This window comes from Enterobacter sp. 198, from assembly GCF_009025585.1.
In the GTDB taxonomy this organism is placed as follows: domain Bacteria; phylum Pseudomonadota; class Gammaproteobacteria; order Enterobacterales; family Enterobacteriaceae; genus Enterobacter; species Enterobacter ludwigii.
Map to the genome: position 1 here is coordinate 392,536 of NZ_WCIM01000030.1, position 16,673 is coordinate 409,208.

Below are 16,673 nucleotides of genomic sequence, written 5' to 3' on the forward strand. Positions count from 1 at the left end.
AAAGGCACCCATGCTCAGTAATGATATTCTCCGTAGCCTGCGCTACACCCTGAAAGCAAACAATAATGATATGGTGCGCATTCTTGCGCTTGCTGGCATGGAGTCCACCTCTGCCGGTTTCGACACCTGGATGACAAAAGAGGATGAAGAGGGGTTTGTTCGCTGCCCTGACATTATCCTGTCTGGCTTCCTGAACGGCCTCATCTACGACAAGCGCGGGAAAGATGACTCAGCACCAGAACTGGCGCTTGAGCGTCGGGTGAATAACAACACGGTGCTGAAAAAGCTGCGTATCGCGTTTTCACTGAAAACAGACGACATTCTGGCGATTATGACAGAGCAGAAGCACCGCGTGTCGATGCCGGAGATCACCGCCATGATGCGTGCGCCGGACCATAAGAACTACCGCGAGTGCGGCGACCAGTTTTTGCGTTATTTTTTACGCGGACTGACTCACCGGGTGCATCACGCTAAGCCGTGAGTGGTACCAGGGCGTGAAGGATGAAGAGGCAAAAAAAAGCCGGAGATTATCTCCGGCTTTTTTATTATTTCACCTGCTGACCTGGTTTGGCGCCTTCATCAGGGCTTAACAGGAAGATATCTTTCCCGCCAGGACCTGCCGCCATCACCATGCCTTCCGAGATGCCGAAGCGCATTTTGCGCGGTGCCAGGTTGGCGACCATCACGGTCTGACGACCAATCAGCACCTGCGGATCAGGATAGGCAGAACGGATTCCGGAGAAGACGTTACGCTTCTCACCGCCCAGATCCAGCGTCAGGCGCAGCAGTTTGTCCGAGCCTTCGACAAATTCCGCGTTTTCAATCAGCGCGACACGCAGATCGACTTTGGCGAAATCATCAAAGGTAATGGTCTCCTGAATCGGATCGTCTGCCAGCGGGCCAGTCACCGGCGCAGCGGCAGCCTTCACCTCTTCTTTAGACGCTTCCACCAGGGATTCTACCTGCTTCATCTCGATGCGGTTGTACAGCGCCTTGAAGGTATTCACCTTGTGACCGAGCAGCGGCTGCTGGATAGCATCCCAGGTCAGCTCGGTGTTGAGGAACGCTTCAGCGCGGGAGGCCAGCTGTGGCAGTACCGGCTTCAGCCAGGTCATCAGCACGCGGAACATGTTCAGGCCCATGGTGCAGATCGCCTGCAGGTCGGCGTCACGGCCTTCCTGTTTCGCGACAACCCACGGTGCCTGCTCGTCAACGTAGCGGTTAGCCACGTCAGCCAGCGCCATGATTTCACGAATCGCTTTACCGAACTCACGGCTTTCCCAGGCTTCGCCAACCGCCGCGGCGGCGTCGGTGAAGGTTTTGTACAGCTCAGGATCGGCCAGTTCGGCAGACAGCACGCCGTCGAAACGCTTGGCGATAAAGCCCGCGTTACGGGAAGCCAGGTTGACGACTTTGTTGACGATGTCGGCGTTCACGCGCTGCACGAAATCTTCCAGGTTCAGGTCGATATCGTCGATGCGGGAAGAGAGCTTCGCCGTGTAGTAATAACGCAGGCTGTCCGCGTCGAAGTGGTTCAGCCAGGTGCTGGCTTTGATGAACGTACCGCGAGATTTGGACATCTTCGCGCCGTTGACCGTCACATAGCCGTGCACAAACAGGTTGGTTGGTTTACGGAAGTTACTGCCTTCCAGCATCGCCGGCCAGAACAGGCTGTGGAAGTAAACAATGTCTTTGCCGATAAAGTGATACAGCTCGGCGTCGGAATCTTTCTTCCAGTATTCGTCAAAGCTGACGGTGTCGCCGCGCTTGTCGCACAGGTTCTTGAAGGAACCCATGTATCCGATTGGCGCATCCAGCCAGACGTAGAAGTATTTACCCGGTGCGTTCGGAATTTCGAAACCGAAGTACGGTGCATCGCGGGAGATATCCCACTGCTGCAGACCGGATTCGAACCACTCCTGCATTTTATTCGCGACCTGCTCCTGTAGCGCACCGCTGCGGGTCCACGCCTGCAGCATTTCGCTGAAGGACGGCAGGTCGAAGAAGAAGTGCTCGGAATCACGCATTACCGGTGTGGCACCCGAAACAACAGATTTCGGATCGATAAGCTCGGTCGGGCTGTAGGTTGCGCCGCACACTTCGCAGTTATCGCCATACTGATCCGGTGATTTACATTTTGGGCAGGTACCTTTGACAAAGCGGTCCGGCAGGAACATGCCTTTTTCCGGATCGTACAGCTGAGAGATGGTGCGGTTTTTAATAAAACCGTTCTCTTTCAGGCGAGAGTAGATCAGCTCCGACAGCTCACGGTTTTCGTCGCCGTGCGTGGAGTGATAGTTGTCATAGCTGATGTCAAAGCCCGCAAAATCGGTCTGATGCTCCTGACTCATTTCGGCAATCATCTGCTCTGGGGAGATCCCCAACTGCTGCGCTTTCAGCATGATCGGCGTGCCGTGGGCATCGTCCGCGCAGATGAAGTTAACCTCGTGGCCGCGCATTCGCTGGTAACGGACCCAGACATCAGCCTGGATATGCTCCAGCATGTGGCCGAGGTGGATTGAGCCGTTGGCGTACGGCAGTGCGCACGTTACCAGAATTTTCTTCGCGACTTGAGTCATAGTAGGCATTACTTCTTTTAACTGTGAAAAGGGTTTTTGATATTACCAAAAGGGGCATTATTAAGTAAGCACAAACCACGGCCTTTCAGGTAAACTTGTTCATCTAAGGTCTTATTCACAAGAACAAAGGAGTCGGGATGAGTTCTCAATCCCAGGCCAAATCACCGGAAGCCTTAAGAGCAATGGTCGCCGGGACGCTGGCTAACTTTCAGCATCCAACCCTGAAGCACAATCTCACCACGCTGAAAGCGTTACACCATGTCGCATGGCTGGACGATACGCTGCACATCGAGCTGCAGATGCCCTTCGTCTGGACCAGCGCGTTCGACGCGCTGAAAGAGCAAACCAGCTCTGAGCTGCTGCGCATTACCGGCGCGAAAGCCATTGACTGGAAGCTGACCCACAGCATCGCCACCCTCAAGCGTGTGAAAAACCACCCGGGCGTGAACGGCGTGAAAAACATCATTGCCGTCAGTTCAGGCAAGGGTGGGGTGGGTAAATCCTCCACGGCGGTAAACCTGGCGCTCGCGCTGGCAGCCGAAGGGGCGAAAGTCGGTATTCTGGACGCCGATATTTACGGACCGTCTGTGCCTAACATGCTGGGCGCGGAAAACCAGCGCCCAACCTCGCCGGATGGCACGCACATGGCGCCGATCATGGCCCACGGTCTGGCAACCAACTCCATTGGTTATCTGGTGACTGACGATAACGCCATGGTGTGGCGTGGCCCGATGGCCAGCAAAGCGCTGATGCAGATGCTGCAGGAGACAATGTGGCCCGATCTGGATTATCTGGTGCTGGATATGCCGCCGGGCACCGGTGACATTCAGCTGACGCTGGCGCAAAACATTCCGGTTACGGGAGCGGTCGTGGTGACCACCCCGCAGGACATTGCGCTGATCGACGCCAAAAAAGGCATCGTGATGTTCGAGAAAGTGGACGTGCCGGTGCTGGGTATTGTCGAGAACATGAGCATGCATATCTGCAGCAACTGCGGACACCATGAGCCTATCTTTGGCACCGGTGGGGCAGAAAAACTGGCTGCGCAGTATCACACCCAACTGCTTGGGCAGATGCCGCTGCACATCTCGCTGCGTGAAGATCTGGACAGCGGGAAGCCGACGGTCGTCAGCCGTCCGGACAGTGAATTTGCAGAGATGTATCGACAGCTGGCGGGGCGCGTTGCGGCGCAGCTTTACTGGCAGGGCGAAGTCATCCCGAGTGAAATTGCGTTTCGCGCGGTGTGAGTGCTTTAGTCTGAATTGCCGGGCGGCGTTTGCGCCTGACCCGGCCTACGGAGATAACGTGTTGTAGGCCGGCTCAGCGAAGCGTCACCCGCGTTTAACGCTGTACGTAATGCATTAAAAAGTACTCGCCTTCCGGCGAGTCACCCTTCGCTTCAATATGCCAGCCGTGGCGCTGGTAAAAGGCAACAGCCCTGTCATTCTTTACCAAACACTTCAGCGAACCCGTACTGGTGAACGCGTTTTGCACTTGTTCAAGGAGCAAATGACCGACGCCCAGACCTTGATACTGCGGATCGACAAACAGATTATGCAGGAAATTGTCGTTCGTCCACACCGACGCAAAACCCAGTCGATGCCCGTCCTGAACGGCCACCCAAATCACTTCGTCGCGGGTTGCCGCGTCAAAGTCTTCAAGCTGCCACTCGGAACCGTCCAGCCATGGCCAGGCCTCGCGCCGTACGTGGAGATAGAGTGTTCGCAAAAAGGGGCGATCGCTCTCCTGCCAGGGCCGGATTAAAATGTCATTAGCGGTGATAGAAGATATCTCCATTGTAGGCTTTGTAGATTTTGCCATCTGCATCGCCAATCAGGACGTAGTTCTCGCCCATATAGGTCCAGTGGGTACCCGCATCCGGGGCCGGCAGGTTACGCAGCTGGTACTGTTTAATGGTGTACTCAGGCGTTTGATACTGCGCCGGTGCGGTGTCGCCAATCTTGAATTTGGTGAAATCAGCGATGAACTCTTGTTCCTCATAGGCTTTAATGCCTGATGGCGCAGCGGCGGTTTGCGGGGCAGAAAACGCGGAACCCGCCAGAGACAGTAATACACCCAGAAGCAGCAATTTACGCTTAGCCATTTTTTCTCCAGTGATATCGTTACAGATACTTTTCGTCTGCGGGTTCATGGAACGCGAGGCAGACAGTCCATTTTAAGTACCAAAGCATGGTGTGTTTGAAAAAAAATGTAACAAAAGTGGACGGTTTTGTGTAGTCGTAATGACGCGCGCAGTATCACTACAGTCAATATCTCCCGAATTTGATATTTCCAATATTTATTATTTCATTAATCAATTCTGAAAATACCTTCTCACTTCGCAAATGGACTGTTCAACGCATGCTTTCCCACGTAAGAACATTTAATATTGCCTCCGTATGACATCAATCTCTTTCCATTTTTTTCAAAAGAATGGGAACGATTTTGCTTTTTTTATCGCCAGGAAGGGAAACGTTGTCTGTTTTTTGTAATACGTCCGCTAAAACAATAACCCGTTGAAAATTTTAATGTAAATGAATTTATTTTTTATCTGTTTAACAACAAACACAACAATAAAAGAACTTTTTATATAAATGAAAAATACAACGCTATTTTCACTTTTATTTCTTTCAGTCGGCCAGTTAACTGGTTGCGTATTTTCGCCAGGTCAGGATCTCAGCATTACCGGGAAAAAAGTCATGACTGACGGAGAAGCGAATTATCAGCTCGATCAACACGTGGAAATTTATCCCCTGACCCCGGCGCTTGTTGAAAGATTGCGACCGCCTGTCCTCAAATCTCAGGCAAATCCTACTCTGGATGAGCAGGTCAAAAACTGGGAATACCGCATAGGCACCGGCGACATCCTGACGGTCACCGTCTGGGATCATCCGGAATTAACCACTCCCGCAGGGCAGTATCGTACCGCGAGTGACGCGGGTAACTGGGTGAATGCGGATGGAACGCTCTTCTATCCCTACGTCGGAAAACTGCATGTTGCAGGCAAAACGGTCGCGCAGGTGCGTGAAGCAATCACCGCGCAACTGGAGAAGGTCATTGAGAGTCCGCAGGTGGATGTCAGCGTGGCGTCTTTCCGCTCACAAAAAGCCTATGTGACGGGAGAGGTGGCAAAATCAGGCCAGCAACCGATAACCAATATTCCGTTGACGGTAATGGACGCGGTCAACGCCGCAGGTGGGCTTTCCGCGGATGCCGACTGGCGTAATGTGGTCCTCACGCATAATGGCCAGGACGCGCGCCTTTCGCTCTATGCGCTGATGCAGCATGGTGATTTAAGCCAGAATAAGCTGCTGTATCCGGGCGATATCCTCTTTGTTCCGCGTAACGATGCCTTAAAAGTGTTCGTGATGGGCGAGGTGGTGAAGCAGAGCACGTTGAAGATGGATCGTAGCGGAATGACTCTGGCGGAAGCCCTGGGGAATGCAGGCGGGCTGGATCAGAATATGGCCGATGCAACCGGGATTTTTGTTATTCGCTCGGTAGCGAAAAAAGGGGCGACGGACAAAATTGCCAATATCTATCAGCTCAATGCCAAGGATGCCTCCGCGATGGTGCTGGGGACGGAATTCCAGCTTGAACCGTATGACATTGTCTACGTCACCACTGCGCCGTTGTCACGCTGGAATCGCGTGATCACACAGCTGGTACCCACCATCAGCGGTGTCCATGACCTGACCGAAACCGTCCGCTTCATCCGTTCATGGCCGCAATAATGTTCAACTCAATTTTAGTGGTTTGCACCGGCAATATTTGCCGTTCGCCGATGGGGGAACGGCTGTTGCGACAACAGCTGCCCGGCAGACTCGTGACATCGGCTGGGATTTACGGATTTGAAGGACGCCCGGCGGATGCAACTGCACGGGAGGTGGCCCGGTGTTATGGCGTTTCGCTGGAGGGGCACGTGGCACGCAAGATGACGCGCAGCATGTTGCAAACCTCCGATTTGATTCTGGTGATGGAGCCGGAGCACCTGCGTTTTATTGCCGCCGTGTCACCCGAATGTCGTGGAAAATCGCTGCTGTTTGGCCAATGGCTGGAAAACAAGGACATTCCCGATCCTTACCGCAAAAGTCGTGAAGCGTTTGAATATATTTTCGGGCAACTGGTAAAAGCCAGTCAGGAATGGGCTCGTCGTGTGGGTCAAAAAGGAATTAAGCGTTAATGTCTTCTCATACATCAGACAAATACGGTGCTGCCGCACCGCACAGTAATGAAATCGATCTTATGCAGCTACTTGCTGAGATGATTGATCACCGCATGCTAATCGGGCTGGTCACGCTCCTGTTTACGGTGTGCGCGGGGCTCTACGCGTTTAGCGCCACGCCGGTCTACCAGGCGGATGCCCTGGTACAGATAGAAGCAAAGCAGGACAACTCGTTGCTTAAAAGCTTAAGCCAGTTTGGGTCTGACCTTTCACCCGACGCTGAACCTGAACTGTTGCTGCTTAAATCGCGCATGATCCTGGGGGGAACCGTTGATAATCTGGGGCTGACATATCAGGTAAAACAGCGCGTTCTCCCGGTTGTGGGGCGCCTCTGGGAACGTCTACGCGGCAGCAAACCGGGCAACATGACGATAGGTGAGCTTAACCTGCCCCAGCAGGAGGGGAAACCGCAAGCGGTTGTCCTGACCGTGCTGGGGCAGGGCCGGTATCGTCTGGAAGGGGAGACGCTTAAGGCTGACGGTAGGGTTGGCAAACGGCTGGTGAAAGACGGGATCACGCTTCTGGTGAACTCGCTCAGCGCGGAGCCAGGGACCCAATTTACCCTTCAAGCCTTTACCAGGCTTGAGGCAATTAACGCGCTGCAGAAGAGACTCTTTGTCGCGGAATCCGGTAAACAGAGCGGTATGATCACCCTGACGCTGACGGGTGAAGACCCGGACAGGATAGCGGTGGTGCTCAATACGATTGCAGAAAATTATCTCAGCCAGAATATTGCGCGCCAGGAGGCACAGGATGCCCGAAGTCTGGCGTTTTTACAGGAGCAGTTGCCTAAGGTCCGTCACGAACTGGATGAGGCCGAAGCACGACTGAATGCCTATCGGGCGCAGCGCGATTCCGTCGACTTATCCCTTGAGGCGAAGTCCGTACTGGATCAGGTCGTTAACGTGGAAAATCAACTCAACGAACTGACCTTTCGTGAGGCAGAGGTTTCTCAGCTTTTCAAAAAGGATCACCCGACCTATCGCGCATTACGGGAGAAGCGACAAACGCTCGAAGAGGGACGCGCGCGCCTGAACAGCCGGGTTTCATCTATGCCTTCTACCCAGCAGGAAGTGTTGCGCCTGAGCCGTGATGTCGAGTCCGGGCGTACCATTTACCTGCAGCTGCTGACACGCCAACAGGAACTGAACATTTCACGCTCCAGCGCCATCGGCAACGTGCGGATCATTGATACCGCGGTTACGCAACCTGAGCCAATAAAACCCCGTAAAGCGCTCATTATTCTGCCTGGCGTGCTGTTAGGGCTGATGGTCTCCATGGGCTGGGTGTTGGTTCGTACTGCCTGTCGGCGAGGGATCACCTCGTCAGAGCAAATAGAAGAGCAAGGGATGCCGGTTCTGGCGACGCTGCCGCGCTCGGTCTGGCTGTGGAAAAAAACGCATTTGCGCCGAAAGCACTTTTTGGCGCCCCACGGGAAACACAAAACCTCGGATATCCCCTTCCTGCCCACAGACCGGCCAGCGGATATGTTTGTTGAAGCGATGCGCGGACTGCGTACCAGCCTGCATTTCACGATGATGGATGCCTCAAACCAGATCGTGGTGATTACGGGCCCCACGCAGAATTGCGGCAAAACGCTGGTCAGCACGTCACTGGCATCAATAGCGGCTCAGGCCGGAAAGCGGGTGCTCTTTATCGATGCGGATATGCGTAAAGGCTATGTGCATAATCTCTTTAAGCTGAACAACCATCACGGATTATCCGCTGTCCTTGAGGGAAATGTGGCATGGCAGGAGGCGATCCAGCGCGTTGATAAGGCGGGATTTGATGTTCTGACCTGCGGTCCCCAGCCATTACGTCCCGTGGAGCTGCTCATGGGAGAACGCTTCCAGGAGGTGATGTCGGGGATGAATGCACACTATGACGTTGTTATCGTTGATACACCGCCGGTGCTGGCCGTGACCGATGCGGTGCTGATTGCCAGAGTGGCTGCAACCACGTTACTGGTTGCCCGCTTTGGTAAAACCAACGTGAAAGAGACGGAAAACTGTGTAAAGCGTCTGCAGCAGATGGGGGTGCAGGTGAACGGTGCCATTCTCAATGATATCGTGAAATCTGCGGCGCTGTATTACAGCGCGGGGTATAGCCATTTCGATTACGGCTATACCCCGAAGGAAAAGCGGCGTGAGGGTTAGTGCTTCACCAGCGTGGCGAAGTAATACACCAGGGGAATGGCGAGGATCCAAAGACCGACGGGGATATCGCGCCATTTCCCGGCTATCGCTTTGATAACGATATAAAACAGCAGCCCGCCCGCAATACCGGTCCCGAAACTGTTGGCAATCAGCGTAATCATCACCATCATCAACACCGGCAAGCCGTCGGTGAAGTTCGCCAGATCAACCTTACGTAAACCGCTAAACATATTCAGCCCGATGAGGATCAGGGCGGGCGCCGTGGCTTCTTTCGGGATCATCAGCGCCACAGGGGTAAACAGCAGCATCAGCAGGAACATTACCGCCGCGGCCAGCGCGGTCATGCCGGTTTTGCCGCCGGCTTCCGCGGCTGCGGACGATTCAATCAGCGCCGTGGCGGCAGGAATGCCTACCCACGGGCCAATCGCGGCGGCAATGGAGTCCACCATAAACGGGCGGTTAATGTTCGGCATATTGCCTTCTTCATCCAGCAGCCCTGCTTCCCCGCCCACCGCCAGCGTTGTTCCCATGGTGGAGAAAAACTCGGAGGCGAAGAAGACAAACAGGAATGGCAGAAAGGCAATATTCAGCGCGCCCAGCATATCGACATGCCCGAGGACGGGAGCGATGGAGTGGGGCACATCGATAAAACTGGCGGGTAATTTCGTGACGCCCATCGGAATACCCACGAGGGTCGCGAGCAGGATAGCCCACAGGATCGCACCCGGGATACGACGAGCCTGCAGGCCGATAGCCAGGAACAGGCCGAGCAACGCCACCAGCGCACCGGGTGATAAAAAATCTCCCAGCATCAGTGCGTTCGTTTTGGCATTCGCCAGCACCAGCCCGGCGTTGCGGAAACCGAGTACGGCGACAAACAGCCCGATGGAGGCCGTCAGCCCCAGCTTGATGGACTGCGGCACCGAGCGGGTCACCACTTCACGCAGGCCAAACCGGGTCAGCAGGAAGAATAAAATCCCCGACCAGCAGGCGATACCCAGACCAATTTGCCAGCCAATGCCTTCACTGCCCGCAAGCGTCACCCCGACCAGCACCGAGCCACCAATTCCTGGCCCGACGATAAACGGCAGGTTGGCGTAAAACGCCATCAGCAGCGTCCCGGCAACGAAGACCAGAATGGTGCCCGTGGTCGCGGCGCCTTTATCCATTCCTCCCACGGCCAGCAGCCCCGGGATCACCACCAGCAAATAGGCGGCGGCGAGAAAACCGGTGATACCCGCCAGGCACTCGGTGCGCACGGTGCTCCCGCGTGCACGGAGGGCAAAACGACGTTCAAGCCAGCGCCCTGGTGCTGGCGAATTAACGGTATTGTCGGCCATTATCCGGCTCTCCTTCGGTATTATTGTGTGTTGTCCGGGGTTTCCCGGTAAGAAATCAGCGGATCGACAATCTGGCGCGTGCTGCCATCGGTCAGTCCAAGATCGGTCAAGTGTGGCCCGGCATTACAGGCAAGGCAGGTTCCTTCGATGGCCTTAAAGACCCGATACGGCGGTTCCCAGTCGGCAATCAGACTGCTGCGATCGCGCAGCGTCCTGAACTGCAGCGCCAGCTCGGCAGGTGGCAGTTCCGACAGCATGCCCGCAATCGGCATGGCAACGTGGGCAATCACGTCACCCTGTTGCGCCAGCGCCATGCCACCACCGCTGTTGATAAGCGTATTGGCAGCCAGCGCCATATCGTTCGGATCGCGGCCCAGAACCACCAGGTTGTGAGAGTCGTGCGAGTAGCTAGTGGCAATCGCCCCACGCAGTTCCCCCCAGCCTTCAAGCAGGGCAATTTGCGGTTTTGCTGCATGACGGGCATGGCGATGCTGAACCCAGATCAGGCTAAAACCGTCCGGGATCTGCACGCACCCGTTGCGCACCTGCACATCTGTTTCACCCCAGCGGGTAAAGCGCGCGCCGCGGATGTGGCGCAAGCGAGCCACGCCATGGTTCGCGTTGTCAATGCGCATGCAAAAATCATCAGCGGTCAGGGCAGACAACCGTACGGTATCACGCGGCAACGTAAGAGGCGTATCAGCAACAGGTTCGAGCGTTGCCCCGTCCCGGGCAATCAGCTTTCCGGCGACGTAGACCTGGCGCGCCGTCAGTTTATCCAGCGAGTCAAACACCACCAGATCCGCGCGACGCCCGGCGGCAATCAGCCCCAGGTCGTTACGCTGCAGGCGTATGGCCGCATTGAGCGTTGCAAAACGCAGTGCGTCGGTGGCCGCTAATCCATGTTCAATCAGCAGGTTCAGCAGCGCGATGATCCCGCCTTTTTCCATGAGGATGTCTGGCGGAACATCATCGGTACAAACCGTGATGTGAGACGAAAGATGGGGGAGCGTTTTCAGGGCGCTGACAATATCGGGCAGCAGATAAGGATGCGAACCGCGGATCTCCAGCGTCAGCCCGGCACGCAGTTTTTCCAGCGCATCGTCAGCTGACGTTAACTCATGGTCAGAAGTCACGCCTGCTGCCAGATAAGCCTGTAAATCCGCACCGCTGAGACCGCGGGCATGGCCTTCAATCAGCTTTCCGCTGTCGAGCCCGGCCTGCATAATTTCAAGCATACGCTGGCTGCCATTAAGCACCCCGTGCATGTCCATCACTTCAGCCACACCGCGCACTTCCGGCCAGCCGAGCAGGGTGTTCATCTCGTCTCCGGCAAAATCCGCCCCGGACATTTCCAGGCCGGGCGTTGAGGGCACGCTTGAAGGCGCGGCGACCATCACCTGCAGCGGCAGATTGCGGCTGGCCTCAATGGCAAAACGGACGCCGTCAATGCCCAGCACGTTGGCCAGTTCATGCGGATCCCAGAAGACCGCCGTGGTGCCCTGTGCAAGCACAATCTCCGCGTAGCGGGCGGGCATAAGATGGGAGCTTTCAAGGTGGACGTGGGTATCCATCAGCCCTGGCGACAGAAACTGGTTGTTCAGCGCGTGGGTCTCATGTGCGTCGTTGCGGCTGCCGCGCGGATGGACACTGGCAATCAGTGATCCCACGATACCAACATCCGCTTCGCGGATCTCACCGGTGACCATATCCACAATACGGGTATCGGTGAGCAGCAGGTCAAAGGGCATTTCGCCTCGTGCAGCCTGAACGGCGCGGCGTCGGGTTTCAGCAGTCATGCAATTAACAGTTCCAGCATCAAAATAATGACGCTACTCTATGCACACGGCAAACGTTTGCCCAGCTGATAAAATTTATCGCCCGATAACCCCGGGTTATTCTGTGACGCGTGTAATGGATAATCATGACGGAACCCTGGCAGCGCTTGCCCGCGCTCTCTCTTCGACAGCTACAGTATTTTGTCACTCTGGCGCAGCTGCGTCATTTTACTGATACCGCCAGCAAACTGGCTATCAGCCAGCCGGCCCTCAGCAGTGCGTTGCGGCAAATCGAGACGGTGCTTGGGGGCAAACTGGTTAACCGGACCGCCTCGGCCGTGACGTTGACGGAGCTTGGCAATGCCATCCTGCCGCACGCGCAGCGGGTGCTCAGCGTGGCGCAGCTTGCGTTTGACGACATGCAGCACATTGTTCAGGCGGGCGGAGAAGGTACGGTGCGTATCGGGCTGATCCCTTCTGTGAGTTCGCTGCTGTTCCCCTTGTTGCCCCGGACGCTCGCGCAGGCTTTTCCCCGCCTCAGGGTGGAATTTCACGATCAAACCAACGATGCGCTGGTGGCCCAGCTGCTGAAAGGGCAGATTGATTTCGGCATTGGTGCGCTCGATAACTCTGTTCCCGACCAGCTGAACGTGTTTCCCTTACAGGATGACCCGTTTGTCGCGGTCATTCACAGCGACGATCCGCTGGCCGCGTCGGCGCACCTGCCCTGGAAGCAACTGGCAGGGCGGGATATCGCCGTGTTCTCAAAAGGTAATATTCAGCGTCTGGTTGCGGCGCTCGCGGAAAGCCACCGTTTGTCGTTGCCGACACGTTATCAGGTGGACTACATCGAAACTTTGTACGGTCTGGTGCGCTCGAAACTCGCCGTGGCGATTTTACCGCAGCTCTATACCACGCACCTGCAGGACCCGCAGCTCAGGGTGGTACATCTTCAACAACCGGCCCTGGCCCGCACGGTGGCGTTAATGCGCGCCCCGCAGCCGCTTCCTCCGCTTATCGAAACCTGCTTTACGCTGATGGCCGACACGTTGCGAACGAAATGACCCGACACTTCTTTACAGCGTGAGGGCGCATTGCTCGCTAAGATGACCGTCGATTCATCAAGAGGTCACAATGGAAAACCGCAAATTCAGGCGACTGCGCCGCTGGGCGCGGGAAGGGATCATCTTCTTTCTGCTCGCGCTGGCCGTCATGTGGGGCGTGGATCAATACCGCAAGCCCACACTCCCCGCCAGCTTTAGCGCTGCACCGATGCACAGCATCGACGGAAAGAGCCACGATATAACGGCACTCAGCCAGGAACGCCCGCTGCTGATATACGTATGGGCAACCTGGTGCAGCATCTGCCGGTTTACGACGCCCTCGGTCAATACGCTGGCAGAACAGGGTGGCAACGTCGTGAGTATCGCCATGCGTTCCGGCGACGATGCAAAGCTGGCGCGCTGGGTCGACAAGAAACAGCTGGTCATGCCGGTGGTCAACGATACCAACGGTGCGCTGTCACAGGCGTGGCAGGTGAGCGTAACACCGACGCTGGTGATCGTGTCGAAGGGGAAAGTGGTCAGTACTACTACGGGGTGGACAAGTTACTGGGGAATGAAGCTCAGACTGTGGTGGGCAGGGCTGTAAAGAGAGCCCCTCTTCCGGCGGAAGAGGGGCTGGATATTACTTCGCCAGAACTTCCTGTGCGGTACGCTCAACCAGCGACAGCAGGACTTTAATGTCCTCCAGGGTCACGGTTGGGTTCAGCAGAGTCAGCTTCAGGCAGGTGACGCCGTTATGCTCGGTCACGCCGACGTTAGCACGGCCGGATTCCAGCAGCGCATCACCAATTTTCTGGTTCAGCAGGGCGATACCCGCGTCGTCCATCTGTACCTGTCCACGGAAGCGGAACAGTACGCTTGCCAGCTGCGGCTGCATAACCAGTTCCAGAGCAGGCTGCTCTTTCACGTAAGCCGCAACCTGCTGTGCCAGCGTAACACCGTGATCGATGATCGCCGCGTATTGTTCCTGACCCAGCGCTTCCAGGCTCATCCACAGCTTCAGCGCGTCGAAACGACGGGTCGTCTGCAGAGATTTGGACACCAGATTAGGCACGCCAGCTTCTTCATCGAACTCAGAGTTCAGATAGGCCGCCTGATAGCGCATCAGCTCATAGTGGCGCGCTTCTTTGAGCAGGAACGCACCGCAGCTGATGGTCTGGAAGAACTGCTTGTGGAAGTCCAGAGTAACGGAATCCACCAGCTCGATACCGTCCAGGTAGTGACGATACTGCTCAGACATCAGCAGCGCGCCGCCCCAGGCCGCATCAACGTGTACCCAGATATTCTGTTTCGCCGCCAGTTCAGCAATGGCACGCAGCGGATCGATTGCACCTGCATCGGTAGTACCGGCAGTGGCAACAATCGCCAGGATCTGCTCGCCGTTAGCATTGCACTGCTCAATTTTCGCTGCCAGATCGTTGAGATCCATGCGCGAGAATTCATCCGTTTTCACCTGCACGACGGACTGGTAGCCCAGACCCATCAGCGCCATGTTCTTCTGCACGGAGAAGTGTGCGTTTTCAGAGCACAGCACGCGGATTTTACGCAGATCGCCAACCAGGCCGTCCTGCTGAACGGAATGACCCTGACGCGCGAAGAACGCATCACGGGCCAGCATCAGACCCATCAGGTTGCTCTGCGTGCCGCCGCTGGTGAACACACCAGCGTCGCCAGCCTGATAACCCACGCGGGTACGCAGCCATTCGATCAGCTTGATCTCAATGATGGTTGCGGACGGGCTTTGATCCCAGGAGTCCATGCTCTGGTTAGTGGCGTTAATCAGCACTTCCGCCGCCTGGCTAACCACCAGGCTTGGGCAGTGCAGGTGCGCCACACACTGCGGGTGATGAACGGACAGGCTGTCTTTCAGGAAGAACTCCACGGCGCGTTCAATCGCCGCTTCGTTGCCCAGCCCTTTCGGGTTGAAATCCAGCTTAATACGGTCGCGCAATTCCGCGACCGTTTTGCCCTGATACATCTCAGGCTGTTTCAGCCACTGCATCACAGCCTGAGTGCTTTGTTCAATCGCCTGCTGGTAAGCTTCAATGCTCTGTGCAGAGGAGAACAAAATTGGGTTTGAATCTGACATCGTGTTCAACAACTCCGGTTACGCCGGGCGAACGCCCGCAGCAAGCAGCGCCTGCTCGAATTTATCCAGGAAGACTTTCAGCTCATCATCGCTGATCAGCAGGGAAGGCAGCAGACGCAGAACAATACCGTTGCGACCACCGCGCTCCAGAATCAGGCCGGCTTCGAAGCACTTCTTCTGAATCAGTGCAGACAGCTCGCCATCACCCGGGTAGCAACCCATGTGGTCTGCCGCTTCGTGTGGCTTAACGATCTCAATCCCGATCATCATGCCCAGGCCGCGAACGTGACCGATAACCGGATAGCGTTTCGCCATCTCGTTCAGCTGGCCTTTCAGCCATTCGCCCTGTGCGGCCACTTTGCCCGCGATGTTCTGGTCTTTCAGGATTTTCAGCGTTGTCAGACCGGTTGCCATTGCCAGCTGGTTGCCGCGGAAGGTACCGGTGTGGTGGCCTGGTGCCCACGCGTCAAACTGTTTTTTGATGCCGAGTACCGCCAGTGGCAGACCGCCGCCAACCGCTTTAGACATCACGATGATGTCTGGCTCAATGCCCGCGTGTTCGAAGGCGAAGAATTTACCGGTACGGGCAAAGCCAGCCTGAACTTCGTCGAGGATCAGCAGAATGCCGTGTTCCTGAGTCACTTTACGGATGCGCTGCAGCCACTCAACCGGAGCCGGGTTCACGCCGCCTTCACCCTGAACGGCTTCAAGGATCACTGCCGCAGGTTTACGCACGCCGCTTTCAACGTCGTTGATCAGGTTTTCGAAATAGTAGGTCAGCGCTTTCACACCCGCCTCACCGCCGATACCCAGTGGGCAACGGTACTGGTGTGGGTAAGGCATGAACTGCACTTCTGGCATCATACCGTTAACCGCTTCTTTCGGAGACAGGTTGCCGGTAACGGCCAGTGCGCCGTGAGTCATACCGTGGTAACCACCAGAGAAGCTGATGATACCGCTACGACCGGTCACTTTTTTCGCCAGTTTCAGCGCTGCTTCAACGGCATCAGCACCGGATGGACCGGTGAACTGCAGGCAGTACTCTTTGCCCTGACCAGGCAACAGAGAGAGCAGATATTCTGAGAACGCGTCTTTCAGAGGCGTAGTCAGATCCAGAGTATGTAACGGCAAGCCGCTGGTAATGACATTTTGGATGCTTTTCAGCACATCAGGATGGTTATGTCCAAGCGCAAGGGTCCCTGCGCCTGCTAAACAGTCAAGGTATTCTTTATTGTCTGCATCGGTGATCCACACGCCTTCTGCTTTAGTGATTGCTAAAGGCAGTTTGCGCGGATAACTCCTGACGTTAGATTCAAACTCGGCCTGACGGGCCAGATAGGTTTCGTTGCTTTTGTGGGCATCTACGGTGTCAATACGGACTTTATCCGTCATCATATCACTCCTACAACCGCCGCTTCGTTATGAGCAACGATTGAATAAAA

Annotated in this window: 14 protein-coding genes; 7 read left to right on the forward strand and 7 right to left on the reverse strand. The window is 55.8% G+C overall.

Annotated elements, in window-relative coordinates; all coding sequences use genetic code 11:
• Positions 1-10: 10 nt before the first annotated feature.
• Positions 11-481 (forward strand): DUF1456 family protein, encoded by a 471-nt coding sequence (locus F8561_RS20055; protein WP_014170878.1) that lies wholly within the window; start codon positions 11-13, stop codon positions 479-481.
• A gap of 64 nt (positions 482-545) precedes the next feature.
• Here F8561_RS20055 and metG read toward each other — a convergent pair whose 3' ends face one another.
• Positions 546-2,579 carry a methionine--tRNA ligase gene (gene metG, locus F8561_RS20060; protein WP_151887817.1) on the reverse strand — a complete coding sequence of 678 codons (2,034 nt, stop codon included), beginning with the start codon at positions 2,577-2,579 and terminating at the stop codon, positions 546-548.
• 137 nt (positions 2,580-2,716) lie between these two features.
• Here metG and apbC point away from each other — a divergent pair, with 137 nt between their 5' ends.
• A complete protein-coding gene (gene apbC / locus F8561_RS20065) occupies positions 2,717-3,826 on the forward strand; it encodes an iron-sulfur cluster carrier protein ApbC (protein WP_020883218.1) in 1,110 nt (369 codons plus the stop codon).
• 94 nt (positions 3,827-3,920) lie between these two features.
• Here apbC and F8561_RS20070 read toward each other — a convergent pair whose 3' ends face one another.
• Together F8561_RS20070 and F8561_RS20075 are read right to left on the reverse strand one after the other, a co-directional pair.
• Positions 3,921-4,376, reverse strand: coding sequence for a GNAT family N-acetyltransferase (locus F8561_RS20070; RefSeq protein ID WP_410172487.1), 456 nt, complete (start codon positions 4,374-4,376; stop codon positions 3,921-3,923).
• The gene (locus F8561_RS20075) at positions 4,351-4,683 is read right to left on the reverse strand and encodes an RcnB family protein (protein ID WP_008500887.1); all 333 of its coding nucleotides are present in this window, start codon (positions 4,681-4,683) and stop codon (positions 4,351-4,353) included. Before F8561_RS20075 ends, F8561_RS20070 begins: the two co-directional genes overlap by 26 nt.
• Positions 4,684-5,173: 490 nt before the next feature.
• Between F8561_RS20075 and F8561_RS20080 the strand changes: the two genes are divergently transcribed.
• The 3 genes from F8561_RS20080 to F8561_RS20090 are packed head-to-tail and all read left to right on the forward strand — an operon-like array spanning position 5,174 to position 8,960.
• Positions 5,174-6,313 (forward strand): polysaccharide export protein, encoded by a 1,140-nt coding sequence (locus F8561_RS20080; RefSeq protein ID WP_059306865.1) that lies wholly within the window; start codon positions 5,174-5,176, stop codon positions 6,311-6,313.
• Positions 6,313-6,762 carry a protein tyrosine phosphatase gene (locus F8561_RS20085; protein WP_272456172.1) on the forward strand — a complete coding sequence of 150 codons (450 nt, stop codon included), beginning with the start codon at positions 6,313-6,315 and terminating at the stop codon, positions 6,760-6,762. Before F8561_RS20080 ends, F8561_RS20085 begins: the two co-directional genes overlap by 1 nt.
• Entirely contained in the window at positions 6,762-8,960 is a 2,199-nt protein-coding gene (locus F8561_RS20090; RefSeq protein ID WP_138614364.1) for a polysaccharide biosynthesis tyrosine autokinase, read from the forward strand. Before F8561_RS20085 ends, F8561_RS20090 begins: the two co-directional genes overlap by 1 nt.
• On the opposite strand, the gene F8561_RS20095 is transcribed toward F8561_RS20090, so the two are convergent.
• Together F8561_RS20095 and F8561_RS20100 are read right to left on the reverse strand one after the other, a co-directional pair.
• Positions 8,957-10,300 carry an NCS2 family permease gene (locus tag F8561_RS20095; RefSeq protein ID WP_032678560.1) on the reverse strand — a complete coding sequence of 448 codons (1,344 nt, stop codon included), beginning with the start codon at positions 10,298-10,300 and terminating at the stop codon, positions 8,957-8,959. The two genes, F8561_RS20090 and F8561_RS20095, sit on opposite strands and share 4 nt — an antisense overlap.
• A 20-nt stretch (positions 10,301-10,320) precedes the next feature.
• Positions 10,321-12,099, reverse strand: coding sequence for an adenine deaminase (locus F8561_RS20100; RefSeq protein ID WP_151887819.1), 1,779 nt, complete (start codon positions 12,097-12,099; stop codon positions 10,321-10,323).
• Between the two features lie 122 nt (positions 12,100-12,221).
• Here F8561_RS20100 and F8561_RS20105 point away from each other — a divergent pair, with 122 nt between their 5' ends.
• Positions 12,222-13,142 carry a LysR family transcriptional regulator gene (locus tag F8561_RS20105; protein WP_165602347.1) on the forward strand — a complete coding sequence of 307 codons (921 nt, stop codon included), beginning with the start codon at positions 12,222-12,224 and terminating at the stop codon, positions 13,140-13,142.
• Positions 13,143-13,212: 70 nt separating this feature from the next.
• Complete coding sequence (locus F8561_RS20110) at positions 13,213-13,728, forward strand: protein disulfide oxidoreductase (protein ID WP_047742885.1); 516 nt, start codon at positions 13,213-13,215, stop codon at positions 13,726-13,728.
• Positions 13,729-13,764: 36 nt separating this feature from the next.
• Here F8561_RS20110 and F8561_RS20115 read toward each other — a convergent pair whose 3' ends face one another.
• Complete coding sequence (locus tag F8561_RS20115; protein ID WP_025203662.1) at positions 13,765-15,231, reverse strand: pyridoxal phosphate-dependent decarboxylase family protein; 1,467 nt, start codon at positions 15,229-15,231, stop codon at positions 13,765-13,767.
• Positions 15,232-15,249: 18 nt separating this feature from the next.
• A complete protein-coding gene (locus F8561_RS20120) occupies positions 15,250-16,626 on the reverse strand; it encodes a diaminobutyrate--2-oxoglutarate transaminase (RefSeq protein ID WP_014170865.1) in 1,377 nt (458 codons plus the stop codon).
• Between the last annotated feature and the right edge of the window lie 47 nt (positions 16,627-16,673).

Excerpts from the sequence above, each read along its gene's own strand:
- F8561_RS20055 (WP_014170878.1), top strand. The coding sequence starts at position 11 with ATGCTCAGTAATGATATTCTCCGTAGCCTGCGCTACACCCTGAAAGCA.
- metG (WP_151887817.1), bottom strand. The coding sequence starts at position 2,579 with ATGACTCAAGTCGCGAAGAAAATTCTGGTAACGTGCGCACTGCCGTAC.
- apbC (WP_020883218.1), top strand. The coding sequence starts at position 2,717 with ATGAGTTCTCAATCCCAGGCCAAATCACCGGAAGCCTTAAGAGCAATG.
- F8561_RS20070 (WP_410172487.1), bottom strand. The coding sequence starts at position 4,376 with ATGGAGATATCTTCTATCACCGCTAATGACATTTTAATCCGGCCCTGG.
- F8561_RS20075 (WP_008500887.1), bottom strand. The coding sequence starts at position 4,683 with ATGGCTAAGCGTAAATTGCTGCTTCTGGGTGTATTACTGTCTCTGGCG.
- F8561_RS20080 (WP_059306865.1), top strand. The coding sequence starts at position 5,174 with ATGAAAAATACAACGCTATTTTCACTTTTATTTCTTTCAGTCGGCCAG.
- F8561_RS20085 (WP_272456172.1), top strand. The coding sequence starts at position 6,313 with ATGTTCAACTCAATTTTAGTGGTTTGCACCGGCAATATTTGCCGTTCG.
- F8561_RS20090 (WP_138614364.1), top strand. The coding sequence starts at position 6,762 with ATGTCTTCTCATACATCAGACAAATACGGTGCTGCCGCACCGCACAGT.
- F8561_RS20095 (WP_032678560.1), bottom strand. The coding sequence starts at position 10,300 with ATGGCCGACAATACCGTTAATTCGCCAGCACCAGGGCGCTGGCTTGAA.
- F8561_RS20100 (WP_151887819.1), bottom strand. The coding sequence starts at position 12,099 with ATGACTGCTGAAACCCGACGCCGCGCCGTTCAGGCTGCACGAGGCGAA.
- F8561_RS20110 (WP_047742885.1), top strand. The coding sequence starts at position 13,213 with ATGGAAAACCGCAAATTCAGGCGACTGCGCCGCTGGGCGCGGGAAGGG.
- F8561_RS20115 (WP_025203662.1), bottom strand. The coding sequence starts at position 15,231 with ATGTCAGATTCAAACCCAATTTTGTTCTCCTCTGCACAGAGCATTGAA.
- F8561_RS20120 (WP_014170865.1), bottom strand. The coding sequence starts at position 16,626 with ATGATGACGGATAAAGTCCGTATTGACACCGTAGATGCCCACAAAAGC.